This is a genomic window from Paenibacillus kribbensis, assembly GCF_002240415.1.
Classification (GTDB): Bacteria; Bacillota; Bacilli; order Paenibacillales; family Paenibacillaceae; genus Paenibacillus; species Paenibacillus kribbensis.
This window is the reverse complement of record NZ_CP020028.1, coordinates 5,714,945-5,739,807: the sequence shown is the minus strand read 5'-3', so window position 1 is coordinate 5,739,807 and position 24,863 is coordinate 5,714,945. Positions and strand designations below refer to the sequence as shown.

Sequence of the window (24,863 nt, the reverse complement as noted above, 5' to 3'; positions counted from 1 at the left end):
AACAAATCCAAAATGAGTGTAAACTATGTTTCTATGTTCTCCTTATACGCTATAACGGCTAAATTTTGTTAAAGCCTTTGAAGCAGGCTGATTAACACCTTGATAACCCTAATTATTTCTCTCAAAAGAAAAAGACCTCACAGCTTGGTTAATAATTATCGGCAATTTTTCAACGATATCAAAAGAGGAAATAAACATGTATGGCGGCCATGAATATGTCAGGGTGCGGACACTTGGCAAATTTGATGACGAAGACCGGGATCATTTTTATTCCTTGTTAGAAAGTGATGGTGTGGGCTAGCCCCCTTCGAGTGGTCAAAGGGGGCTTAAAGTCCGCAGGTATACGATTATTCGTCATCCTGCGTGGCCGGACCAGCCGAAGGCATCAAGCCTTTAACGGCGCCGAGGAACGGACGAATGGACTTGATCATGCCATAGCCCATCTTCACGACCGGGACAAATTTCTGGATCATGCCGAACAGCCGCAGGCCGCCCCCAAGCATACCACCAAGCCCTCCTGCGCCCGCAGTGGCGCCGCCAAGCCCGCCCAGGCCGCCTAACAGCGAGCCCATCATCGGTAGGAATGCCGACACCTGGGCGTCCGGCTTGTGGGAGCGCGAACGGCCAGACGATTTACGCGCGCCGCTTCTTCGGTTACCGAGACGGACGCCCGGGGCATGCGCACCAGCTCTGCGTTTGAGAGATCGGGAGTCTTGCTTCCCGGAAGAAGCACGTGGAGGGGCTCCAGCGCTGGCAAGTACCAACCCGCCGCAATTAACGTCGGTGATGTAGCCGACGTAAGTCTCTCCGCTATGCAGAGTGACGCAGACCGGACGGCCCTGAAACTTCTTAGCCCGTGCACGCATCCCCTTCGATTGTGCCATGGAAGTTCACCTCGCTCACTGATTATAATTCAGTTTACGCCAGGGGCGGGCTGCCTGCCTGTGCGAATGGGGCATGCGCACCCCGAAAATCGCTTAATGGGCTCGCCGCCGCTCAAGTCCTCCCAAGGATAACCCCACTAACCATGGCTCCACTTTGGGGTCTCTAAGCCGAAACGCCTCACTTGTGCCTCCGCTTCGCTCGTCGCTTGTTTAGCTATTTAACGAGTAAAGCTTCAAAAAATCAGAATAGTATAACCGAGAAAAGACACGTCTCTAGCCTGCTGGGCTGGAGCCTTTTTTATGAACCCCACACAAAGAGTAAAAAAAGTAGGTGTTAAGAAGGAAATCGGCTATTGAGCATGTGATGGAGCAACAAGCGAATGAAAACGTGGATATTATGTATGTATGGGGATGCTAAAGGATTCACACAGCTATGGGATCAAATGAGTAGTGAGAAGAAAGGGCGCCCGCGGCCTTCACTTATGATACAGCTCAGTTTAACGGGTCTATCAGCGAAGAATAAGGGCACCTAAATGGGTGCCCCCTAAACTGGATCAATTGAAATAATTACTCGAACTTTGGCTCTCCTAAGGAAATGCTTAATAAGGTGCCGACTATAGCGAGGTTAGACCTACTTAAAAAAAATCACGTCCTCCAAGGGAGAACGCGATATGAAGCAACTTGACCCTGTGTTTCAACATCGTCATTTACGCTTTCGGGCGATTACCGCTAACCGGCCGTTTTCGGTCGAGTACTCACACGTTGACAGTACAATAAGCCTGTCGCCATACCGGGCTGTTACGCCCGTGTCGTAAAGAGCAAGTTTTTTGATGTTCTGAACATACGAATTGAACTCGGCTGGCGTATTTACCTTCTCAATCTGGTAGTATTTAAAAACGTCGTCCGATTTGCGATAAACTTTTGACAGAATAACGGCAACAATCTCATACTCTCCCTTTTCGTAAAGCGTACTGAACTGCAACGTAGCATGCTCTTTATAGAAGCTTTCTTTCTTGTACTTCATCAAATCTTTAAACATCCAGCCGCTGTTCATGTGATGCCCGTGAATCAGCAAAATGTCCGAACCGTTGATCTGGCTATGCTCGTCCAAAAAGGGGAGGCCGCTTTTGCTTTCCTTTTTATTGAAATCATGATTGAGATAGTACTGCGCATCCTGTGGATTCTGCATGACCGGGTACTCAATTCGTGTGCCGTCAATCTTCAGCCAACCGACGATGTCTGGGTTTCTCTCGTAAAGCTCTCGAAATTCGGGAAGCATGATCGACCCATGTGCTTTCGTGATTAAAGAGGAGGGGAGCGCCTCCCCTCCTCTTTTGTTCGATCCTTCCTCCCAAACTTTTGTCAGCTCTTCAATTTTCTGTTGCTCGGCATAATCCCACAGGAGTATTCTCGCAATATTGACGAGAGAAAATACCAACACAAGGAAGGAAACGACGATAAGAATTTTTTTAATTTTACTCATTTTCTTACCGCCTTTTCCGGTTACTGGATGTGTTTTTTCTTCTTGCTACTGAGTAAACAGAACCCGATCGTAATCAAGGACATCAGCGCCAAAGCCATATAGAACATTGGCGGTGCGCTGCTATCTCCTGTTTTCGGAACATTGTCCAGCTCGTTGTCGACGTTGCCGACTCGGTTGTCGCCTTCGTCGGTTCCATTGTCGACGTTGCCAGCTCCGTTGTTGACGTCGCCGGTTCCGTTGTCGACGTTACCAGCTCCGTTGTTGACGTTGCCGGTTCCGTTGTCGACGTTACCAGCTCCGTTGTTGACGTCACTGGTTCCGTTACCGACGTTACCAGCTCCGTTGTTGACATCGCCGGTTCCGCTGTCGACGTTACCAGCTCCGTTGTTGACATCGCTGGTTCCATTGCCGACGTTGCCAGTTCCGTTGTTGACATTGCCGGTTCCATTGCCGACGTTGCCAGCTCCGTTGTTGCCGTTGTCGGTTCCGCTATTGCTGTTGCCGGATCCAGTTCCGCCACCGCCACCGCCACCGCCGCCGCCATTGCCGCCGGAACTTACCGGCTTCAACTGTATATTGTAGGGTACGATGTCGCTTCCGACCGAGATAGTTGGGCTTGTATGCGTCTCATACCCGGCTTTCGTTACAACCAAATAGTAATCCGTGTCCGGGAACACCATATACGCATATGCGCCGTTTGCGTCGCTGTTCTGACTTGGGCTGACGTTATCGTTCGGCGCAAAGCCTGGAATCATAGGCAACGTTACTTTCATGCCTGGCACGATGCCTTTCGCCTTGTTCTCCGGTGTATCAGCATAGTACAGCGTCACTTCGGCACCTTCAATCGTTGTACCGGTCGTTGCATCCGTAATGATGCCATACGGGTCAACAAGCTCCTGAGAAATATTCAATTCCCCGTTCGCCTTCACGTCCAGCTCCGCATCCCGAATGATCGTCAGTTCTTTGCCCGGCGCAACTTCGTAACGCACTTCCATTTTGTAGTTCTTCGCGGATAAGCCATCCACAGAGAATGCCCCGTTCGGTTGCAAGTTGAATGCTTTCAGAGCGCCGTTCTCATCCACAACATATTGGCCGTTCGCATCCCGTAAATAAATGCGCATCTTCCCGGCGAGTTCGCCGTTCAGCAGCGAAGACTGCCCTGCAGGCTGCTTCAGAAGCACGACGCCTACAGCCGTAATGTGCGCTGGAACCAGCTCGCCGCCCTTCACCTCGCCGTCAACTTCCGCTTTTTGCGTGAAAGTGATCGACTCGTCAGTACCATTCACTTTGATCTGTTTCGTAAAGCTAATCGTATAGTCGCCACCATACTCCACAGGGTGGAAGTACGCGCCATTGGCATCGGTCGTGATCTCGTGCTTCTCGCCATTCTTTTCATCGGTGATGACAACGGTCGCATTCGGAATCACTTCTCCCGTTGTATTGTCGCGCAGCACTCCGGTGACAGCCGCCGGTACGGCGGTTACCTTCGTGTCAGCGGTCAATTTCCCTTCCGTCAGACTGTCCACCTTGGCCGTGATGTGATGCTCCTCGGGCGTTGTGGTGTTCAGCTTTGGCGGTGTATAAGGGATGACCGCTTTTCCTTGCGCATCGGTCTTGGCTGTTACTTCCGATTGATCAGGCAGTGTGAAGACGACATCCTGGTTCGCAACCGGCTTCCCTTCATAATCAGTCAACGTTGCCGTCAACTGCGAAGGCGTCGTGCCGTTGCCGGGAACGACCGCAGGATCTGCCGTCAGCGTCAGTTGGCCCGTGAGATACTTCGCATTGACGAAGCGGGCTTCGGCAATCTTCTTCTCCACGATCGTGCCGCTATACGTCCGATTCGCCGGATCGGTGGTGTAATCCTCGGCCGTATAATCGGTCTCGGTGACGATATAGCTGTCACCGCTCGGAATACCTTCAATAGCAATGGTTTCCCCATGCTTGAGAGTAATCTTATCGTCGGACTTGATCGTTCCCTGCGTGCCGTCCGACTTCGTGTAGGCGTACGCCTTACCTGTGGCGGCATCCGGGAATTGGACAGTAAACTCAAATTCTTTATTCTTGTCCGCCCCGGTGCCTTCCACCGTCTCCCCGATCAGCAGGCCGCCGTACACCATCCTCGTGTTGACGACCTCGGCTTTATGTTCGCCCTCCTCGGCAATGGTGCCGGTCGTTTGCCGGTCCGGCCAAGTTGTCGTGTAGCCTTCGTTCATATAATCGGCCTCGGTGACGGTGTAGGTTGTATCCTTGGGAATCCCAGCGATGACGGCGGTTTCCCCATGCTTGAGGGAGATCATGCCGCCGGACCCGACAGTTCCCGTCGCTCCGCCCGATGTCGTATACGTATACGTTTTACCCGCACCCGGGCCACCGAAAGTGACAGTGAACTCGAACGCCTTGTTCTTGTCCCCGCGGTTGCCCGCGACCGTCTTCCCGATCGTCAGCTTGCCGGGAAGGTACTTGGCATTGACGAACTTCGCTTCGGCAGTTTCCTTCGCCACAATGCTGCCGGTACGCGTCAGACTCTCCGGATTGGTAGCGTAGCCTTCGCCCGTGTAATCCTTCTGGACGATGGTGTAGGTGATGCCATCCGGGATATTCTTGATGGTAATGGCCTGGCCGCCTTTCAGCTTAACGGTTCCGCCGCTGGCCATGGTCCCGCTTACTGAGCCGGAATAGGCATAAGACTTGCCGTTGCTGAAGGTAACCGTATATTCAAAGTCCTTGTTCGGGTCTGCCCCTTTCCCCTCTATCGCCGTGTCCAGCTTCAGATCGCCGGGCACCCACACAGGGGTTGGCACAACCAGCGGTTTGGCGCTGGTTACCTCCACCCCGTCCACCCAGATGGGGTTCCAGGGAGTTGAAGCTACACGCACCTGATACACCGTCGTGGTCGGAAGATAGGTGATCGGGTCAATATAGGTTTGTTTGAGCACGTAAAGCCCCGCTTTGACAAACAGGCTAAGCTTGCCGTCCGCACCCGTAGTTCCACCAGTGACCTCAGTTACGCCGTCGGGCTCATACAACGTGAATACTACACCACTGAGCGGCTTGCCTGCAGGGTCGACCTTGAGCAGATCCAGCTTGCCCTGGGTCTCCGCGCTGCCGCCTACGTCACTGTTATCAACCGCGTGTTCGCTTTTGGCGCCAATGTTCTTCAGGGTGTCATCGCCCATCAGCTTAATCTCGTTGCCCGCCTTTCCGCCGCTAGGCACTGCGGTGATCTCCGTCTGATATACCAGCTGGTAGAGCTGATTCGGATTTTCCATGCGGAAGATCAGCCGGGTTGCGCCGCCTTCTGTGACGGCCTCCACCTTGACCTCACTGTTCGGGTCGTACAGGTTCAGCGCGTCGCCGTCCTTTGTCAGTTCACCGCTCGGGGTCAGCTTGGCGCGGTACACCGCCATGTCAGGGCGCCGCAGCGAAAGGTTCCCATTCTCGTCCTTACGCAGCGCCAGCCCCTCGCCAAGGGTATCCTGCAGATAGACGCCGTCCTTCACCTCGAAGGGCGGGGTGTAATTCACCGTCCACTCCAGCACGCCGGGGTTCGGCTTCGTCACTGATTTGCCCAGTGTCTGCATCGGAACAATGACCTTGCGGCTGGCTGCAACCGTGGTAGGCTCATCCCCCCATGTGATTTTCATCTCGGCGTTGTTCGTCATCTCATGCTTTGCTCCGCCGGTTTCAAAGTATTGACGGAGGGCCGCCTCGCTAGGTCTTGCTTTGACCAGAACGACATAGGGACTTTCCAGCTTGGTAAAGGAAAAGGTACCTATGTTCCCTGCGGCGGAGAAGCTCACGAGACCACTTGGGTCGGGAATAAGCGACGCAGCGCTAACAGTCGCTCCATAGTCTGCCCGGTTTCCTTTGTAAATCGCAAAACTCTGCCCCTCCGAATAGGGCACAAACTCCCAGCCCTCGGGCAGGGTATCGACGAGTTTGATGTCGCTGGCAACGTGATTGCCGCCATCCTTAGCCATCTCCTCGGTCTTCATGCCGTTCATATTGACCGAAAACCGGAAGGTCACCGTCTTGGTCACCTGATCATAGGCTGCCAGTGTATATGCTTGGTTAGCATCGTCTCGGATGTAGCTTCTGACATCGTTAGGAATAACGCTTGTTCCATTGGGTTTGGACGCATAGAGCATCTCTTTGGCCAGCATGCCGCTGTTGACCCGGTTAGAAGGCCGAGTTGAATCAATTGTTCGATTTGTACCTTCAAACAGGGACGCCCGATTAAACTGATCTGTGCTCTTATTGCCCGCGAAGTGCTCCCACTGTGTCATCAAGGAATTATATATGAAGGAAGCGGGCTTATCGGTATTGTATCCGGTGACCTGAAGCAAGTCCGCGACAGGCTTCCCGTCCTGTGAAAGGGTGTATACCTTATGCGTTAAGCCGTCACTTGACTGAAAGGAACCGGACTGAAAACGCTGGTAGTAATTCTCCCTATAGTTTCCCTTCAACTGATTCAGAATTCCAGAGTCAAGCGCCGGGCTGGCAGTAACCTTGGCGAAGTCGATTGAGTTCGCATCCCCATACACCAGCAGATCGTACACCGCACCGTCCGGCAGGGCCTCCTGAGGTGTGAGGGTAACCTTCCACGGCAATATGCCCAAACCAAGGGTATTACCGGTACCTACGCTCTTTGTCAAAGTATGGGCGCCAATGGTGATAACGGCGGTGTCCCATACGCTAGCTTGGTCATTGTTCTGCACAGTATTGACATCCAGCTTCCACTGGGCGGTGGCCTTGTTGGTGAAGCCGGTAGTACTGCCCGTAACTTCGGACACAATGACCAGCCGAATCGGGCCGTTTACCTCACCGAAAGAATACACATTATTTGCGTCGGGGGTAATCGGCGTTGTTGTCGCTGACCATGTCTTATTGACACTGTCCCACGACTGCCATGCGGCTGATTTCCAGGTAAGTCCGATCGGCAGGGCATCGGTGATCGTGAAGTCTTTCAGACCCTGCTTGCTGTAATTCTTGTTGACATCAATTGTCCATGTAATGGTGCGTGGATCTGTGGAGCTCGACCGCTTGTCCAGTGTACCGCTCTTCTGAATCCAGTCGGGCTTGAAAGTAACGCGCCACGGATCCGAAGAATGCAGTTTACTGTCCGACGCGTCCCTCAGCTCTGCGGTATTGGTGATGGTCTGATACCCATTATTACCGCTGTTATACTCATAGTAATATTTCGCCTTGGGAATCCACGTCTTGAAGGTGACGATCGCCTTGTCACCGAAACCCGCGGGGAAGGTGTAGGCCAGCGCGTTCGCGGTGCCGCTGTCCGGTGTCGCCGCGCTGCCGTTGACTTTGAGTGAACCCTCCACATAGGTGCCCACCTGGGCCGGATCGAGCGCGTCATACAGCTTCAGTCTGTCCAGCGGCTGCGGGATGGCAGGGTCAAACATATCCGTGGCGGCAATTTCCAACTGCCACTCGATTGCCCCCTCTACAAAAGCCGCCTGATCGATCCAGCCATTTTCGGAAGCGTTGCTGTTGGATCTCTTTGTGATGCTGTACGCAGGCGTGATCTCGGGGTTTTCGAGCATGTAGCTCGACCCGAAAATGCCAATCGGCTTTTTATCGCCATAGTTTATGTTCGACACATCCGCCTTTGCGGTGGATTCAAAGCCGAAGGTAACGTTCTTGCCCTGGCCATTGAAAAAACGTTCTTCGCCGTCAAACACAACCTTGACGCCCGCTTCGGAGAAGTGGGCGGTTCCGATTTTGAAACCCGACTTTTCCGTCAGCGTCATGGTGGCAGTCGGCAGAATCACTTCCGAAAAGTAGGTCGCTTTGTCCAGCATCACATAATCGCCATACAAAATGACCGTGTTGTCATCCACCGTGTTCGGGTCGGTGGCGTCCCCCTTCACCGGAACCTTGATGCCGGTCGACTTAAGGGAGAAGGGTTTTCTGCCGTGAATGGTGTCACCCGTCTTTAAGACATTCCCATCCTGTATGACTTCCAGCGGAAAGGACGAATTCGCCCCCATGAGCACCGCCGTTTTGTCAGCCGGATCTGCCGCCACCGCTGCGAGACTGGCCGACATAGCGTACACCGCCTCAGGTACTGACGACGGTTCGGTCGACGCAGCGTACACTGCCTCAGATACCGATGACGGTTCGTCCACCGTCCCGAAACCGTCTGGCGCGCTCCCCGCAAATGCGACAGCAGAGAACGTCACCGTCTGCAAGACAAGCAAAACTGCTAGGCAGAAAGATAGCACAGTTTTGCCCATACTGCGTTTTCTTTTCAAATAAATTTCCCCTTCATTCCCAAAATTTCGGGGATATCTGGCTCATCTCCCCGATTTAATCGCTCAAGCGAATAGACATATGCTATTTGCTTGATCCCAGCGGCCCTTTATATCATCGAAATCTTGAGGAGTCCCAGATGAACGTGTAAGTGCCGTGGGGTGCAGGCCGTTGATCATGCTTAGCAGCTATCTTCCCCTCTCCTTCGATTATCTTCGCCACTTACATACTGCAAATGGCAGAATGCACCCCGTTTACACGGCGTATTTCAACATTATATTACGAGGGACCTATACAAAATCTAAACAACCGCTCGACAATAAGTAGCGTGAAACTCGATCCCCACCATCACATGCAGTCCAGTCCGATCCGATCGGCATAAAACCGACTGCACGAAGAAAGTAATACCTCACCGAAACACGTGATTGCGCCGGGCCTTCTAAATGATGCTCATTCGCTTTGCCGCAGTACCTCCAGATCGTAGTAACTTGCTAAATTTCCTCTTTTTCACCTCCTCCTAGAGACTGATTGGCTTACTGGTTCATGTAGTAGTGTTCTCTTCCTGGTATCTTAATTTCGCTGTGAGCTACCATCACAAAAATCCTTTCAGATTGTAGAACACCGATTATAGGAAATCTACATATAACCAGCCTGTCTTAGTTCTTTTTTAATAATTAAAATTTGAAGAGTTTTCCTGTTCAGTGTAAGTCAATAAACTTTTTTCGACAAGACCCGAAAAACATATTTCTGGTATCTTGTCTAACAATGTTGAAAGAAGAATATATAGTTTAAATCTTAGCTTTTACAGAATCTCTATAAAATGCAGACCGTGCCCTCTCCTTGCAAATCTCAATAAAAAACAACCACTGACAGACTTCAAAGCGTCAGTGGTTGTTGGTCCATCAAGCAGAAACACAAATAGGCGAAGTTAATTGTTATATATCGACAATTCATCATTGAGATTTGCCATGGAAGTTCACCTCGCTCATTGATTTCAGTTCAGTCTACGCCGGGGGCGGGCTGCCTGTGCGAATGGGGCATGCGTACGCCAAAAATCGCTTGATGGGCTCGCCGCCGTTCAAATCCTCCCAAGAATAACACTGCTTTCATGACAATCTCCCCTCCCTAAATCTACCTACTTTTTACCTGAACCCTGGAAATATGTCGTTCATGTTCATTAGGTTCCTTTCACTGAACAAGTATAGGGGATGGGAATAAAGGCCAATCTAAAACTATCTGTTATGCAAGGAGTTCAGCACATGACGTATGAAGAAATTCTATTTCGTACGGCAACGTCCTTCGTTGCTCTACTCGTTTTGACGCGTCTGCTCGGTAAAAAAACAAGTCGGACATCTAACGTTTTTTAATTATGTAACAGGGATCGCCTTCGGCTCCACCACTGCCGAGATTATCGTCAACAGACAAATCACGCTGCTGCAAGGAATATCTAGCTTGGTCTTATGGTCGCTCTTGGCGTTCATCATCGCATTGATCGGATTGTACTCCGTCAAAGCTCGTGAGATTCTCGACGGCCAGCCTACGATTCTCATCAAAAAAGGAGAGATTTTGGAAAAGGCATTGGCTAAACAACACCTCAACATCGACGATTTAATCATGATGCTTCGGAACAAAGATGTCTTCTCACCCAAAGAAGTCGAATTTGCAATTCTGGAACCTGACGGTAAACTCAGTGTGTTGAGAAAAGAAGAACTACTGCCTGCAACAAAAAAAGATATAAAAGCAACCGTTACGCCTATTCAAAGAATCCCGACTGAGCTTATCATTGACGGCAAAATCGTCGAAAAACAAACTTATTAATTATGTTAATTTGGCCCAATCACTCTCTCTGAATCTTACATAAATTAGAGCATCACATAGGAGGAGTTGATATTGTGGTACGTATCCTTGATAAATCGGCCGTACAGTCGCTTAGTCGCTTTAACCCGGCCAAATCGTTTACTATTCGACGTTCCCCACAAAAATCTGGTATAGCAACGATCGCAATACGGATTCCAGTGAATTCTCAACCGAACCGGGTAGATTTGGTAGCATCCGTTGGTGTCAGAGGTATCAAAGGCATTGGGCAAGTTCTCTTTAGAGTCTTCCGCGGTAATACAGAAATTTTCAACACACAGCAAGGTATCGAATCTACGGGTTCAGAGCAAAATTATATCGTTACCTTCCAAGCTGAAGATAGAAATGTAAAAGCAGGTACTCATTCTTACACAGTCACAGCAGAAAACCGTACTGCAAATACAAGAGTAGATGTTGTAGGACCAATATCATTTAGTGGGTTAGCTGTTAAAACCAGAAACTAACATCGCCTCTTATCATCGATGTCACGCACAAACAGGCAGTTCACGTCCAAAACAACTGATTACTGCTGCAATAACCAGAGCACCTCAATTAGGAGGTGCTCTGGTTTCCTAAAAGAAATACGATTCTATTCGTTTCTCCACATGGGGAAAACATTCCCACATGAAACCCCCAGTCATTTTGACAAATAAAGCGAGCGAGTGGTAGATTCTATCTATACTAATTCTTTAATTTAGGTGGCCTATGAGAAAAAAATTACAAATTTACATATCGTCTACTTACTACGATCTTATTGAGGAAAGACATACCGCTGTTGAAGCCGTACTTCAAGCCGGTCATATCCCTGCTGGAATCGAGCAATCTTTCAAGGAAAGTCCAATGAAAATTAGGAAGAGATGGATTGACGAGTCCGATGTATATATCCTGATTCTCGGAGGATTCTATGGCTTAACGCTTCCTGATGAATCCAAGAGCTATACGCATTGGGAATATGAGTATGCCGGAGAAGCGGGCAAGCCTAGATTTGCTTTTGTTGTCACAGACGAAGCATTAAGACAAAAGCCATACGACTTCGCAGCAATTGAATACTATCAGGAGTTTCAAGAGTTTAAGCAATCGGTCATGGAACAAATCCCGATCTATTATGTTGAAGATGTACGGCACATTAAAATGGTACTTCGTGATCAATTGCCGGAGTATGCAGCAAGAGACGATTTGTATGGCTGGGTTTCCGGCAAGGTTGTCCCGGACGTTCAAAAGCTGTTGGAAGAGAATGCAAGATTAAAGGCGGAGTTGGAGAAAAAGAAATGAAAGAGGGGCTGGCACAACCAGCCCCTTTCTCCTGTCTTCCTTTAATATTCTCCTTTAATGAGAAAACGAACCCCGAAATGGTCCCCGCCTGCTTCTCAAAGGAATTCATCAATCTATGTCCTGCTTGAGTTGAATCTCCTTCCATTTCTCCTTCAAAGCTTTCAAATCTTGTCCTTATTTAGGATACAGTTCAGCTTAACGTCACTATCAGCGAAATGGCTAAAGGAGCTGCCGCCGTCAGCTCCTTGTTTTAATTCGATCTGGTGTGCGTATTGTCATTTTTTGACCTGTTTACCCACTGGAATACTCTGAGCAAAACGAAACACATTATGAGGATCGTACTTTCGTTTCACCTGCTTCAATCTGCCAAAGTTCTCGCCATAATACGCCTTGGGCCAGTTCTTAATCTGCAGATCGGGAAAATTCACATAATCCCCTTTAACAAAGGGACGCAACGCTCTACGGAACCTTTCCACCCACTGAATATTCCGCTCCTGCTCCCTGTTGTTTCTCCAGCGGGCTGACAGTTCGTAGATTGTCTCAGCCTTCCTATGAGGATAGGTCGTTGCAGTAGGCGATACTCGACTCACCGCGCTTCCTGTACCACCCAAGCTCTGACTCCACACGTTAGAATGCCTGTTGGGTGCTTTGGATAAAAAGTCGCGTATAATTCGTACTCCTTCAGGCGGCAAAGGTTGGAACCCGTAGGCCCCGGTTATTTTAAACTTTGGTTCCAAATTCAGGTCTGATTCGGCAAAAAATTTGGTTGCTTCAATAAAAGGCACTGTCTTCACCATCACCTTCACCGGAGTACCTGTTCGCAAGAGCGGTCTAATCAATCGACGCAGCTCCTCTGCACCGCCAAGCAATTGCCCGGTAGATACAATGGTCCCCACCTGCTTGGCAGCCACCTCAATGGTTGAGGTTAAGCGGTTCGTGACAGACGGAGCCCAGCGCTGCCAAGCCGGGAACACCTTCTCAAGATCACTCCATTTCCACGTAATACTATATATAGAAACCGATGAAATCGGTCTAACCCGAAATGTATATTCTGTAGCAACACCAAAGTTCCCTCCCCCTCCGCCTTGTGATGCCCACAACAGATCGGAATGTTTCTTCCTGTTTGCCACAATCGTCTTTGCCCCATACCGTCCCGAAGCTACGACCATCTTCACTTGTTTCAAGTTATCGCACGTAAGTCCATATTTGCGGGAAAGAAGTCCAATGCCTCCTCCCAGGGTAAGCCCAGCTACGCCTACGTCGGGCGCGGTTCCCGCCGGAATTGTCACACGCTTATTCCACAGCTTTTTGTACACACGGGCAAGTGGATTTCCCGTTTGTACAATGGCCACTCTATTTTTTCGATCAACCTTAACCTTATTCATCTCGCTCACATCGATAATAATACCGCCATTTACAGTTGAGAAGCCTTCATAGCTATGCCGTCCGCTGCGCACTCGCAGCCGTATGCCCCGCTCACGAGCCCATTTGACTGCGTTGATTACATCCTGAGTTCGTTGGCAAAAAACAATAACCCTTGGAAATTTGGAAAAGCGCCTGTTGAACTCCATTCTGGCCGTATTGTATGACGGATTGCCCGGGATTACGATCCTTCCGGTTAATCGTGTACTTTTCTTTTTCAACTTTTGTGCCATCTACTTTACACCATCCCTGCTTATGGCTTAAGCCTTCCTCATCAGCTTATTTCTATGTAGGGACACCTGTCCTAGTAACGGCAAACGCCCAGCTTGAATCGTAAAAGTAGCACATTATTAAAGTAGCACATTATTAGATTTACTACTCACGATAATTTCTTAGTTGCTTAGTTTCCTAATAGAGATTATTCAAGGTGCTAATTCCAGGTGCATCTTGGCTTCCGCCTCATCCCATGGCAGCGGTCGTAGCCGCTGAATACGCACCCTTAATCCAAGCATTTAAAATATCTTGCCGTTTATTCATGAGTCTCCCCCCATTATCATCTTGTAATCACTATTATAAAGCGCTCACCCTGTCATCTAAAGACAAAGAGAAAAGCTCCCCAACTTAGAGAGCTTACCAATGTACCATTCAATTATATTAGATTTCACTGCTTTTAACAGTGTATTGTATTCTATTCTTATTCCAGCTCTGTCTTTGAGTTAATCTTAATGACATTGTGCATGTGCAGGTTTACTAAATGCTTGTCATTTCCTGTTGTTATTATTCCCCATGGCGCCCAACGAAGCGCTGAATATCTTCCCCAATCAAGGCCAGCGCATCTCTCCAGAACTCTGGTGAACGCACATCGATACCCATTAACTGCCCGGCATCTGCAACCATGGTGGTGCTGCTGGCGGCCAAGAAGGCTTGAAATTGCTCGGCGAATCCGCCTTCACGTTTCTTATACTGCGCGAATAGCCCTTTAGAGAACAACAGCCCAAACGAATACGGGAAATTCAGAAACTCATTGCCTGTCATATAATAACCAGCCTTGCTAATCCACTGGTAGGAATGAATAGAATCCGGGTCAATACTGCTTCCATAGGCCGCAGACATGGCATCCTGCATCAGGCTGTTCAGTTCTTCCACCGTTAGCGAGCCTGATTTCCTATGCTCATAAAGCTGGCTTTCAAACAGATAACGGGCATAGAAATCAACGATATAATAACCGGCATCCGAGAGGCTCCGCTCCAGGATCGGCAAGACTTCTCCTTCCGATGCACTCAGCAGTAACTCTTGATTAATCAGACCCTCACAAAAGATCGACGCCGTCTCGGCAATCGGAATCGGATAATCTATATTGACCATAGTCTTTCCGGCAAGACAGTTGCTATGGTAGGCATGACCAATCTCATGCGCCAGTATACCAACATCCATATAGCTCCCGGTGAAGCTGGTTATAATCCGGCTCTCTTGGATTGGTGCGATATCAATGCACATGCCAAAGTTCCCTTTTCCTGCCCGTGACTCCGCATCGATCCATCTGGAGATGAACACCTTGCGGGCGAACGCACCCAGTTCTGTACTGAACGAGTTAAACCCGGCAACAATAAGCTCTTGTGCCTCCGGGTAGCTAATTTTGACGGAAGAGTCCTCGCCAACCGGAGCAAAGATATCATGGAAAGGGAGCGGTCCCGCGTGGCCCAGAAGCTTTGCTTTGTGAAGATAATACTGATGAAAGGCAGGCAGGCTCTCCTTAATCGCTTGCAGCATTGCTTCCAGCGTCTCCTGATCCATACGTGAGGTCTCCAGTACTTTATGCAGCGGCGATTTGTACCCTCTTAGCTCATAGATTCCTATCGCCTCTCCACACACCGCATTAAGACAAGCTGCACTCTGTTCGGCAACACTGCGGCAAGCCTTGGCTTCCGCTTCATATGCCGCCTGCCTAACCTGAGAATCATGGTCGTACACCAGATTGCGCAGCTCCGTCAAAGACAGCTGATGCATTGCCCCTTTCATCTCCACCTCTACACGCAAGGTAGACTGTATCTTCATGTACAGTCTCTCCCACGCTTTGGCGCCGGTAAGCTGCATCCGGGCAATGACTGCCTCAGCTTCTTCACTGAGCAAATACCTTGACTGCTGCTGCAGCTGACGCAAATAAAAAGCATGCTGACCCACATACTCACCCGAGCCAATAATAGTATCAAGCTCTTCCCCACTCATGCTTGCCAGCCATTTGCTGAAATTTGCTAGAGCTTCTTCGGAACCCGCAGCCATTTCTTCCAATGCATCCATCTGATTTGCTGCTTCTGTATTCCCGTTGTCAATGCTGAATACCAGTTCTGCATAGCTGAATAAGCACAGATACACGCTCCTGAATGCATTATATTGCCTAAGAAAATCTTCCGTTAGAATCGCAGCCTTCTCTTGAGTGTGTAAATGAAGCTTTTCCCTCGCACCAAGTTCATCTGCAAGCTCTGCTGCATGTTTATAATCCTTTTGATATTTCTCCGACTGGAATGAGGGATACAGACTCTCCAAGTCCCATGTTAAGTTCATCGCCGTTAATCTCCTTATCGTAAACACAAGCGATGCTATACGTATCCCGGCAACCGACCATATCGAACGTATAGCAGGCTGCGTTATATTTTATTGGGATAATTCGAATATTGTATTCTGCGGCTAAGACTTACATGTTTCCACCTCTTCCGGTACTTTGTTAAGCAAAGTTAATGTCAAGTATAACACGCCCACTTATTCCCTAATATGTGATAAGTCGCTGACCAATCTTCTTCTTCACTCACACCAAAAAGCCCCGCATCCGCAGGACTCGTCTCATTTTATCTTATTCATACCCTACAAATTGGTTGTAAAATCTATTTCCGACGATCCTCCACGGGCACTCTCGAAATCAATAATGCCAGCAACCTCATTACCATTCACCAATATATTACCTGGTCTAAAATCCATGTGAACAATGCATGGTCCGTCAGGATCCGGTAAAGCAGAGAAAACTCCATCAAAGTGAAGAATACATCTTTCATACTAGCTTAAAACCATCAGTCACATGGTAACCATATCCAGCAGTTTTAACCTCGTGGAGCATAGCATGATACACGCCAATTTGAAAAGAGAGTTTCTCATCAATGTCTCCTGTACAAGGCATACCTTGAATTGCTGAAAGAAGCAATGCTCCAGTAGTACTTTCATCCCCGTACCAAATGTCCAATACCCTAGGAACAGGTATTATACCCTTCAATGCTTCAAGCATCTGAAATTCACGGAATAGTTCATCCTTGTTAATGACTCTGGGACATCTTCAATATTCAAGACGTTCAACTTTAGCTTTTCTATAACTTTTAGAATAGAACTCATATGTAACCTCCTGTTTTGGAGCGATTCTTCCGGTTTGTTTCTCTGAAAATCGACTCAAATCCGACTACTTTTTCTCTTCTTCTTGTAAGGTGGCTGCCCCGCCTATTAAACAGGGAATCTGATATCATCAATGTCCATCATCTTATCTTTCTCTGCATCATAATACTCCCCGAATAAAAACAATGACTCATTTTTCCTATTCAATAAATAGGGGATAATTTTTTCACAAAATTCTGTGACACTTTTAAACATACACTCTGGGGCAATCCCCGATTCATCGATAACCAACAATTCCTTGTGTTCAATACGAGCAGGGTTGCGATTTAAATGATACAGTTGAAAAGAGTTACCCTCGCGATACACTTTATAAATTGGAACTTCTATGGTTTCAATGAAATCTCCATCCGTATAATTCAAAGTAAACTTTACGGTCATCTCTATTCTCCTTTCAACAAACCTCATCATTGTTATAGTCGTCGCTGCTTTTCAACTTCTTGGACTCAGCTTATCGAAGATTTCGTGATTCATAAAAACGATCTATCATTTGCTTTATTTTCATCGGAGTTCTCAACGAAACTTGCTTCCCATCTTCATCAAAGGTCAAGTGCCCCTTAAATGCTTCTGGCATATCCTGATATTGTTTCTCGACTTGTTGATATACCTTTTCAAAACAGGAATACCCGTATTTTTTAATTAGAAGAGGAAACCCGAAAGCAGACCTTAGAAACTCATATTCATAGTAGTTATAAGGAGTTGTCTCTGCTCTTTTTATTAAGAGCTTTAAGAAATGATTGATGACCTTGTCGATCTCTTGTTCGGTAGCATATTGGGCCAGTCCATGGATCGTGAGTAGTTTCATATCTAAGTATCGTTCTTTTTTATAAGCTTTCTGAAAAAAATCTTTCAACTCTAATTCCTTGCATTGGATGAGACCTCTCAGAATTTTATTTCGCCATGCGGCATTCTTAGATTTAAAATACAAGATTTCTATTAAGTCTGCCTCTTCTTTTGTTAAAAACTCATAGACTACATCATCTAATGCGCTCATAAACCTAGGATCATTTTCGCGAATCGGCGCAGTTGTGAGGTACTTAATCGATTCCTTGTGAAGCTCTTGATTATTTAAAGACATAGCGCATGCCCCTTTATAAACTTATTCAACATGAATGCTACATTTAGATACAAATCCATTAAGACAATAACAGATTGTAGAGTTAGCTTCAGCAAATCACTGTGACGGCCAATTTTGCCTCTGAAGTAAGTATGTCTCCTAAAACTTCCCTAAGCAAAGCAAATTATCAGGATTGAATAGAAAGTCATTAACCATTTTCGTGTACTCAGCTTTCCACCCTTTAGCATCACCTTTCAATACTACAAATCATATTTCCTCTAAACCTAACGTTATTCAGGAACTTTATATTTCTATAAGCATACGCTATAAAAATTTCGCCCTACTTATGATACGGTTCACCGTATCGGGTCTATCGGCGAATTTTTCTGGTAATTTCAAAAAAAAGCAGGTCACAGTAGCTAAGTGACCTGCTTCTTCGTCCGATGATTTGGCGAATAATCACGCCCACTAACAGAACGACTATAACTATGCCTATTGCAAGTAATACTGCGTCTATAAAGATTTACTCCCCTACTTCACGCAGACTCATATATATTTCATCAGTGAATATACCAAGCATTTGTTTCTTGATTTCATCGTTATCCAGCAACAACGAGAAGAAGTCCTTGTTTTGCTCAAGCCCCTCAATAAGCGCATCGTCAATGCTGTCTAAATAAGAAAACTCGAAGTCTTTAATCGTGTTGTTTTTTGCGGTTGTTTTCAGTTTAGAGGATTTCAGCAAAATATCCCTAATCTGTAACATTGCTTTCACGGCTACATCGTTATCGTAGTTTTTGCCTGTGCGTGAGTTAATTTCGGCGATAATCTGCGAAAGCCGCTCCTCCTTGACTTCGGTCAAGCCGAACTTATCTGCCACAGGCAGTTTTACTATAGGCTGCGCCACGAGGTTAGGGGTCTGGTGTTCCTCCGCTTTTTTCTGTACGAAGTTAGTCGCTTTAATCTTACCGTCAAGGTCAAAACCGCCGCCGGGGTGTTTAATATTGATATACGACAGCAAGTAAGTGATGAAGTTATACTTCTTATGTAAGTCCACATCTTCGAAAGAGGACACTTGAATTAAGAATTCATAAAACCGATTGAAATTCCGCATAAGTGAAACTATCTGAGTTTGCTCCATAAGATCGTAGTTTTCAATTTGTTTCTTTGCTTTCGAGAAATAGAAAGTCAGCTTTTTCTTATCCCTGGCATCAATGATGCTTTTGTAAAGCAGATCATTGGCGGCATCGATGTCGGAGGGGTCAAGTACATAATAAGCATCAATCTGTGCTTCCAAATCATAGATGGCCGTAGGAGTTACAGAATTGGAAAGCAACGTGGTCGTAAAGTACGGAGCAAACGCCGCCTTTATATCCTCGTAGCTGTTGGAAAAGTCCAGTATAAAAGATTTCTTTTCAAACGGCGGACAGATACGGTTAAGCCTTGAGAGTGTTTGAACCGCAGTCACACCTTTCAGTGTTTTCAGAACATACATAGCGCAGAGTTTGGGTTGGTCAAAACCCGTCTGGTACTTATTCGCCACAAGCAGTACATTGTAATCATCTTTATCAAACTGCTTTGCAAGTTTATCTTCCGAAAACCCATTCATACCCGCTTCGGAATACTCTTTTTCTTCTTTATTGCCGTTTTCATCTTTGATTTTAACTTTAACCTTGCCGGAAAAAGCCACTAGAGCGTGAATGTCGGTATAGCCTTTCTTGGTGATGTAATCTTCCAGAGCCTTGCGATATTTTACAGCTGCTTCACGGGAGGCGGTTACCACCATAGACTTTGCCATACCGCCGAGTTCTGACATTACGCTTGTGCGAAAATGCTCGACTATAACCTCAATGCGTTGCCCGATGTTCGTTTCGTGTAGCTCGACAAAGCGGGCGATTTGCCTTTTAGCATCGTTTGTTTTGCAACGAGGGTCATCCTCGACTTCTTTGTTAATCTGGTAGAACGTGTTGTACGTCGTATAGTTTTGAAGTACATCGAGAATAAAGCCTTCTTCGATTGCCTGTTTCATCGAATAAATATGGAATGCCTCACGCTGTCCTTTGTAGTTCAGCTTACCGAACAGTTGTAGAGTAGTCGGCTTAGGAGTAGCGGTAAAGGCAAATATAGACACATTTTCCTGTTTGCCGTTGCGAGCGATTTCGTCAACAATCTCGTCCTGAATGTCATCGTATTCTTGCTCACCCGCACCGAGCGATTTTGTAACCGCCGCCATATCTTTGCCGGCTGTTGAGGAATGCGCTTCGTCAATAATCACGGCGAAATGCTTATCTTTCAGTCCCTTAACAGAATCCACTATGTAAGGGAACTTTTGAATTGTCGTAGCTATAATTTTGGTATTGCTTGCAAGGGCTTTAGCAAGGTCGGCGGAGTTGCACTTATCGTCCATAACCTTAATAAGTCCGCTTTTATGCTCAAGCCCCATAACCGCCGCTTGTAATTGACGGTCAACAATAACACGGTCGGTGACAATAATGATGTTATCAAAGATGATTCTGTTATCTGCATCGTGGAGTGAGGTCAGCCTATGAGCAAGCCAAGCGATAGAATTGGTTTTGCCGGAACCTGCACTATGCTGAATCAGATAATTCTGAGAGGTTAAGTTTTCGTAAACATCACCGAGAATCTTGCGGATAACATCAAGCTGATGGTAGCGAGGGAAGATAACATTCTCGCTCTTCTTCTTCTTACCAGTGAGTTCATCTTCCTTTTCTTTCGTCTCGATAAAGATAAACTTCGTGATAAGGTTGATGATGGTATCCTTTTTTAGAATATCATTCCACATATACGACACGCTATAGTCGCTGTTTTCGTCTCTGCGTGGCGGGTTACCCTTGCCGGCATTCACGCCTGTACCGTTACCAGTATTAAACGGCAAAAAGAACGTATCGCTGCCGGACAGCTTTGTGGTCATATAGACTTCTTCCAAGTCCATAGCAAAATTGACGAGAACCCCCGCCTTAAAGCGGAACAGTCTCGTCTTGGGGTTACGTTCGGCACGATACTGATAGATTGCATCTCCATAGGATTGCCCTGCCATATTGCATTTGAGTTCAAAACTCATAATAGCGAGACCATTTAGGAAGATAACAAGGTCGATGCGCTCGGAGTCGCTTGCCCAGACTTCTTCCATAACAGAGAAGATATTTTTCTCATAGTTAGCCAGTAACTCTTTATTAAAGTCAGTGGCGGGTTTGTTGTACATCAGTTTCAACGGCATATTTGAGATTTCAATGCCGTTCTTTAAGACATTAAGTAAGCTGCCGCCGCTCTTTGTGGTTTCGGTGTTTATGAAGTTGATGATGGTTTCTTCTAAGTTATCTTTGTAAATATTGGCAATAGCATCCATCATTTCCTTTTGCGTATCGTTAAGAAACTGAAAAAGCAGTTCACGATCAAGGCCAAAGAGGCGGTCAAAATTAGTGGCTTTGCGCGGCTCAAGATAGCCGTTGTCTTTATGCAACCGCTCCATTATAAATGCTTGGTATTCTTTTTCGCTCAGTATCATATTCATACTGTGACCTCCTTTTTGCCTGTAACATATTCGTATATGAGGGACTTCTTGCACTCGTCAAGAATGCTTATTTGAGATTTTTTGAATGCAACAACAGCATCTATGTCTTCACATTTATTATCTAAAAACTCCACAATAGCATCCTGTTCCTTTTGGGGTGGTACTAAAATGGTAAATCTCCCCAGACTGCTGAAATTGCGAAAATCACTTGACCTTACCCGAACCCCGTTAGCATAGAACCAAAGTACATCATTTTTTGCCATGCTTCGCAAACAGTACATAAAATATCTATTGTTTCCACTTGTTTTACAGACATGGACAACAGGGGAACATTTTCCTCGACTGTCGGAGCATCCAATAGCCCCGGCAAAAGTATCCATTCCATGAATGACCAAGTCCCCCTCATTAACACCTTGATATCCATTTTCAGTATACGATACCGTAAAACCGTCTTCTCGTCTGTTTTTTCTTAGTGTGACTTGTCCATCTCTAAAGCACGTAATGACTTCGTCATCATTTTCGACATTTCTATTTAGTGGTATAATTTCGTATTTTATTTTGCTCATTCGCCAACCACGAGGTATACCAGAAATCCAAGGAACCTCATGCGAAACTGTCATAGGGTGTCCATCGATTCCCTTAGATATGGATTCGGTAATTAATGATTGCTTATACTGTTCAAGCAAATCAATTTGAGATTGAATTTCAAAGGTTACTGAATCAATTTCCGAACATTTTTCCGCAAGATAATTCGAGATGCGTTCTTGTTCTTCTAACGACGGATATGGTATAGGTCTTTTAAGTATCCCATCTGCCGAAACACGTAGGCGAATTTCAAGAATTCCATTTGCATATTTTCTTAATTCTTTCTGAAACCCCACGGTTTGAAAAACATAGTTAATAAACTCAATGCTTTCTTTTGCTAGAGGTTTAAAAACGTAATAAACAGGGCTAACACAGCCAAAATAATTAGAAATTCCAACCGAACCAATAATTACATTCATGCTATTTGCAACTATTGTGTTGGGGTAAGCCAATTTATACTCTGAATAGTTTTCCTTTGACTTATTGCCCTGATTGCCTTTCTCTTCATAAGGTATTACACCGAGTTTATTTGTAAGAGAAAGAATCTGTTCAGTCTTTATGGGGTTATTGGAAATATTCACTTCATTCAAATGCCATTGCAATCTCTCTAAGTGCCAATCTTTGGGGATCGAACCCAACCATTCAATCCCGCTGTCTTTCATCTCTCTCATCATTTCACCCCGCTAAACAGCTTCTTAATTCGCGCAGAAACGGCAGACTCCAATTCCAAGAATCTGGCTTCCAGCTCCTCGCTTGGCGTCGGTTGTTGGTATTCATAGAAGTAGCGGGTAAACGGTATCTGCGCGCCGGTCTTGATTACGGGCTTCTTCTTGGATAGGTCTTCCTCAAAGAACGCCTTTGCATCCGGAATATGCGGATAGACCTCTCGCGCCATATAGGTTTCGATATCCTCTTCGTACTTGACGATTTCGGTATCCTTGGTTTCCTTGTCGTATATAATCTCGCCTTTTTTGTCGCGCTGAATCTCTGCGGTTTTGTCCATCACGGAAAGCCCGTCGGCTATTTTGTTCAGTAGCTTCTTGTCGGCGGTGTGAAGCAACAACATGTCTGCCAATACAGGCTCAAACGCCTTCGGCGAGAGATACACTTTGTCAGATATAGCCGCTTCAAGCGCAGCGACAATGCTGTCATACAAAGGCTTTTTCTCTTGGTAACCTTCAAGTTTCTTTTGGTCTTTACCGCCCAGTTCCTCAGCGCTTTCCAGTTCGGCGACTTTCGCCTCGTCATAGAGAGATGAGAGTGCACCCTTGGAAAGCATAGCGGTTATCCGCTCTGCGGTTATGGCGTAGCTGCGCTGCAACGGCTGCATTACCGTATATTCACGATAGAGAAACTCTTCATTCTTGAATATTTTGCAAAGTTCGTTTTCCTCAAAATCCGCGTAAAGCTTTGTGATGACAGAGCGGTCTTCGGGACTGATTTCATTCTTCTTATCGCCGAGGGATTTGCGAAGTTTATGGTAAATGCCCGTGGCGTTTATAAGCTGAATCTTGCCTTGGCGCTCTTTGCGTTTATTTTTTGAAAGCACCCACACGTAGGTGGCAATGCCTGTGTTGTAGAAAAGGTCGGTCGGCAGAGCGATAATCGCCTCTATTAAATCTTCCTCAATAAGCCAACGGCGGATTTGACTCTCACCCGATGACGTGCCGCCGGAAAACAGCGGACTGCCGTTTTGGATAATAGCACATCGTCCAAGTTTATCATCCAGCTTATTTACAGCAGACTGTACGAACAGCATTTGTGCATCACCGGAGCTGGGCAATCCCGCTCCCCAACGTCCGTCAAAGCCTTTTAAGCTTTCTTTCCTAACAGCATCTTCCATGCCCTCCGGCGCATCTTTGCCGCCCCACGGCGTTCCGAACGGAGGATTTTCAAGTACAAACCGCATTTTAGTGTCTCGGAAGCAATCTTCCTCCATCGTGTTACGGTAGCGAATATTTTCGGCGTTTTGCCCTTTGATAAGCATTTCCGCTAGGCACATTGCATATGATTCAGGGTTTACTTCTTGCCCGAACAGCCGCACATCGGCGGTCGGATTATAACGCTTAATGAAGTTTAGTCCAGTCGTGAGCATGCCACCCGTTCCACAGGCTTGGTCTAATATAGTGATGATTTTACCGTCATCGAAGATGTCTTCGCAGCCTTCCGCAAGCAGAATGTTTACCATCGTCTTAACAATGTCCCTACCTGTGTAGTGGTCGCCTGCCTCGGCATTTTCTGAGAACTTTTTTATTAGTTCCTCGAATATATACCCCATCTTCACATTGTCTATGGTCTGTGGATTCAAGTCGAGTTCAGAGAACGCTTTTATGACGGACAAGAGCCGGTTACTCTTATCCATCTTATCTATTTGAGTCTTAAAATCTAAGCCTTTGTCGTTGGAGAGGATAATCTCCTGCACGTTTGCCGAGAAACCTTGAATGTAGCTTTTGAAGTTAGCGGCAAGATTCTCGGAATCGTTAATGAGTTCTGCAAGGTCATATTCGCTCGTGTTGTAAAACTGAAAGCCGGATACACGGTACATAGCCTTAGCCGGATAGTTCGGGTTTGCTTTATGCTGGGCAACAACCGCATTTTTGGTCGGTTCAAGAGCGCACTCAAAACGGCGAATAATCGTCATCGGGATGATGACATCTTTATATTTATCACTTTGATAGGGTCCGCGCAGTTTGTTTGCGATAGACCATATAAAATTCACTTCTGCGGATACATCTATGGGTGCATCATCCCACATCGCATCGATTACAAGTTTAGTCGCCATTGGGTGACTCCTCCTATGATTTTCTTCATCATTTTCCTATTTACACCAATAGTCAGCGATGGAAGTCTTGAATTATATTGTTTTCCTGCATAGTAGTAAGGGATAGTTCCTTTTAGCTACATACATATAGTATGAAACTTGAATAATTTGAATCACAAAATACATCTTACAATCAAAGTTTTATATATTTTGTCATATAATGCTTGGATCTACTTACAGAAAATTCTGACTTAAAAATAAAAAGGCAGCTATCGGAATCTCTGATTGAACGCACCAACCTCAGTCCAGACACG

14 protein-coding genes are annotated in these 24,863 nt (G+C 46.6%); 3 read left to right on the top strand and 11 right to left on the bottom strand.

Going from position 1 to position 24,863, the window contains the following annotated elements; genetic code table 11:
- Nucleotides 1-347 precede the first annotated feature (347 nt).
- From B4V02_RS25585 to B4V02_RS25575, 3 genes are all read right to left on the bottom strand, one after another.
- Nucleotides 348-884, bottom strand: a complete 537-nt coding sequence (locus B4V02_RS25585; RefSeq protein WP_094156887.1) for a hypothetical protein — start codon at nt 882-884, stop codon at nt 348-350.
- A 703-nt stretch (nt 885-1,587) separates the two neighbouring features.
- On the bottom strand, nt 1,588-2,367 hold the full coding sequence (gene srtB / locus B4V02_RS25580; RefSeq protein ID WP_094156886.1) for a class B sortase: 780 nt from the start codon (nt 2,365-2,367) through the stop codon (nt 1,588-1,590).
- Nucleotides 2,368-2,387: 20 nt separating this feature from the next.
- Nucleotides 2,388-8,639, bottom strand: a complete 6,252-nt coding sequence (locus B4V02_RS25575) for a DUF7601 domain-containing protein (protein ID WP_094156885.1) — start codon at nt 8,637-8,639, stop codon at nt 2,388-2,390.
- 1,450 nt (nt 8,640-10,089) lie between these two features.
- Here B4V02_RS25575 and B4V02_RS26910 point away from each other — a divergent pair.
- The 3 genes from B4V02_RS26910 (at nt 10,090) to B4V02_RS25560 (ending at nt 11,763) form a co-directional block, all read left to right on the top strand.
- Complete coding sequence (locus B4V02_RS26910) at nt 10,090-10,455, top strand: DUF421 domain-containing protein (RefSeq protein ID WP_244188407.1); 366 nt, start codon at nt 10,090-10,092, stop codon at nt 10,453-10,455.
- Nucleotides 10,456-10,529: 74 nt separating this feature from the next.
- The gene (locus B4V02_RS25565; protein ID WP_094156884.1) at nt 10,530-10,955 is read left to right on the top strand and encodes an exosporium protein C; all 426 of its coding nucleotides are present in this window, start codon (nt 10,530-10,532) and stop codon (nt 10,953-10,955) included.
- Nucleotides 10,956-11,196: 241 nt separating this feature from the next.
- A complete protein-coding gene (locus B4V02_RS25560; RefSeq protein ID WP_094156883.1) occupies nt 11,197-11,763 on the top strand; it encodes a DUF4062 domain-containing protein in 567 nt (188 codons plus the stop codon).
- Nucleotides 11,764-12,038: 275 nt separating this feature from the next.
- Here B4V02_RS25560 and B4V02_RS25555 read toward each other — a convergent pair whose 3' ends face one another.
- From B4V02_RS25555 to B4V02_RS25525, 8 genes are all read right to left on the bottom strand, one after another.
- On the bottom strand, nt 12,039-13,418 hold the full coding sequence (locus tag B4V02_RS25555; RefSeq protein WP_094156882.1) for an FAD-binding oxidoreductase: 1,380 nt from the start codon (nt 13,416-13,418) through the stop codon (nt 12,039-12,041).
- Between the two features lie 544 nt (nt 13,419-13,962).
- Nucleotides 13,963-15,747, bottom strand: a complete 1,785-nt coding sequence (locus B4V02_RS25550; protein ID WP_094156881.1) for a M3 family oligoendopeptidase — start codon at nt 15,745-15,747, stop codon at nt 13,963-13,965.
- 297 nt (nt 15,748-16,044) lie between these two features.
- A complete protein-coding gene (locus B4V02_RS26905; protein ID WP_244188406.1) occupies nt 16,045-16,158 on the bottom strand; it encodes a phosphotransferase in 114 nt (37 codons plus the stop codon).
- Between the two features lie 510 nt (nt 16,159-16,668).
- Entirely contained in the window at nt 16,669-16,998 is a 330-nt protein-coding gene (locus B4V02_RS26240) for a hypothetical protein (RefSeq protein ID WP_167383730.1), read from the bottom strand.
- Nucleotides 16,999-17,068: 70 nt separating this feature from the next.
- Entirely contained in the window at nt 17,069-17,695 is a 627-nt protein-coding gene (locus tag B4V02_RS25540; RefSeq protein WP_058712166.1) for a hypothetical protein, read from the bottom strand.
- Between the two features lie 502 nt (nt 17,696-18,197).
- Nucleotides 18,198-21,203 carry a type I restriction endonuclease subunit R gene (locus B4V02_RS25535; RefSeq protein WP_094156880.1) on the bottom strand — a complete coding sequence of 1,002 codons (3,006 nt, stop codon included), beginning with the start codon at nt 21,201-21,203 and terminating at the stop codon, nt 18,198-18,200.
- Nucleotides 21,200-22,462 carry a restriction endonuclease subunit S domain-containing protein gene (locus B4V02_RS25530; RefSeq protein WP_167383786.1) on the bottom strand — a complete coding sequence of 421 codons (1,263 nt, stop codon included), beginning with the start codon at nt 22,460-22,462 and terminating at the stop codon, nt 21,200-21,202. Before B4V02_RS25530 ends, B4V02_RS25535 begins: the two co-directional genes overlap by 4 nt.
- Nucleotides 22,459-24,570 carry a type I restriction-modification system subunit M gene (locus B4V02_RS25525; RefSeq protein ID WP_094156878.1) on the bottom strand — a complete coding sequence of 704 codons (2,112 nt, stop codon included), beginning with the start codon at nt 24,568-24,570 and terminating at the stop codon, nt 22,459-22,461. Before B4V02_RS25525 ends, B4V02_RS25530 begins: the two co-directional genes overlap by 4 nt.
- Nucleotides 24,571-24,863 lie beyond the last annotated feature (293 nt).

Excerpts from the sequence above, each read along its gene's own strand:
- B4V02_RS25585 (WP_094156887.1), bottom strand. The coding sequence starts at position 884 with ATGGCACAATCGAAGGGGATGCGTGCACGGGCTAAGAAGTTTCAGGGC.
- srtB (WP_094156886.1), bottom strand. The coding sequence starts at position 2,367 with ATGAGTAAAATTAAAAAAATTCTTATCGTCGTTTCCTTCCTTGTGTTG.
- B4V02_RS25560 (WP_094156883.1), top strand. The coding sequence starts at position 11,197 with ATGAGAAAAAAATTACAAATTTACATATCGTCTACTTACTACGATCTT.
- B4V02_RS25555 (WP_094156882.1), bottom strand. The coding sequence starts at position 13,418 with ATGGCACAAAAGTTGAAAAAGAAAAGTACACGATTAACCGGAAGGATC.
- B4V02_RS25550 (WP_094156881.1), bottom strand. The coding sequence starts at position 15,747 with ATGAACTTAACATGGGACTTGGAGAGTCTGTATCCCTCATTCCAGTCG.
- B4V02_RS26905 (WP_244188406.1), bottom strand. The coding sequence starts at position 16,158 with ATGGATTTTAGACCAGGTAATATATTGGTGAATGGTAATGAGGTTGCT.
- B4V02_RS26240 (WP_167383730.1), bottom strand. The coding sequence starts at position 16,998 with ATGACCGTAAAGTTTACTTTGAATTATACGGATGGAGATTTCATTGAA.
- B4V02_RS25540 (WP_058712166.1), bottom strand. The coding sequence starts at position 17,695 with ATGTCTTTAAATAATCAAGAGCTTCACAAGGAATCGATTAAGTACCTC.
- B4V02_RS25535 (WP_094156880.1), bottom strand. The coding sequence starts at position 21,203 with ATGAATATGATACTGAGCGAAAAAGAATACCAAGCATTTATAATGGAG.
- B4V02_RS25530 (WP_167383786.1), bottom strand. The coding sequence starts at position 22,462 with ATGATGAGAGAGATGAAAGACAGCGGGATTGAATGGTTGGGTTCGATC.
- B4V02_RS25525 (WP_094156878.1), bottom strand. The coding sequence starts at position 24,570 with ATGGCGACTAAACTTGTAATCGATGCGATGTGGGATGATGCACCCATA.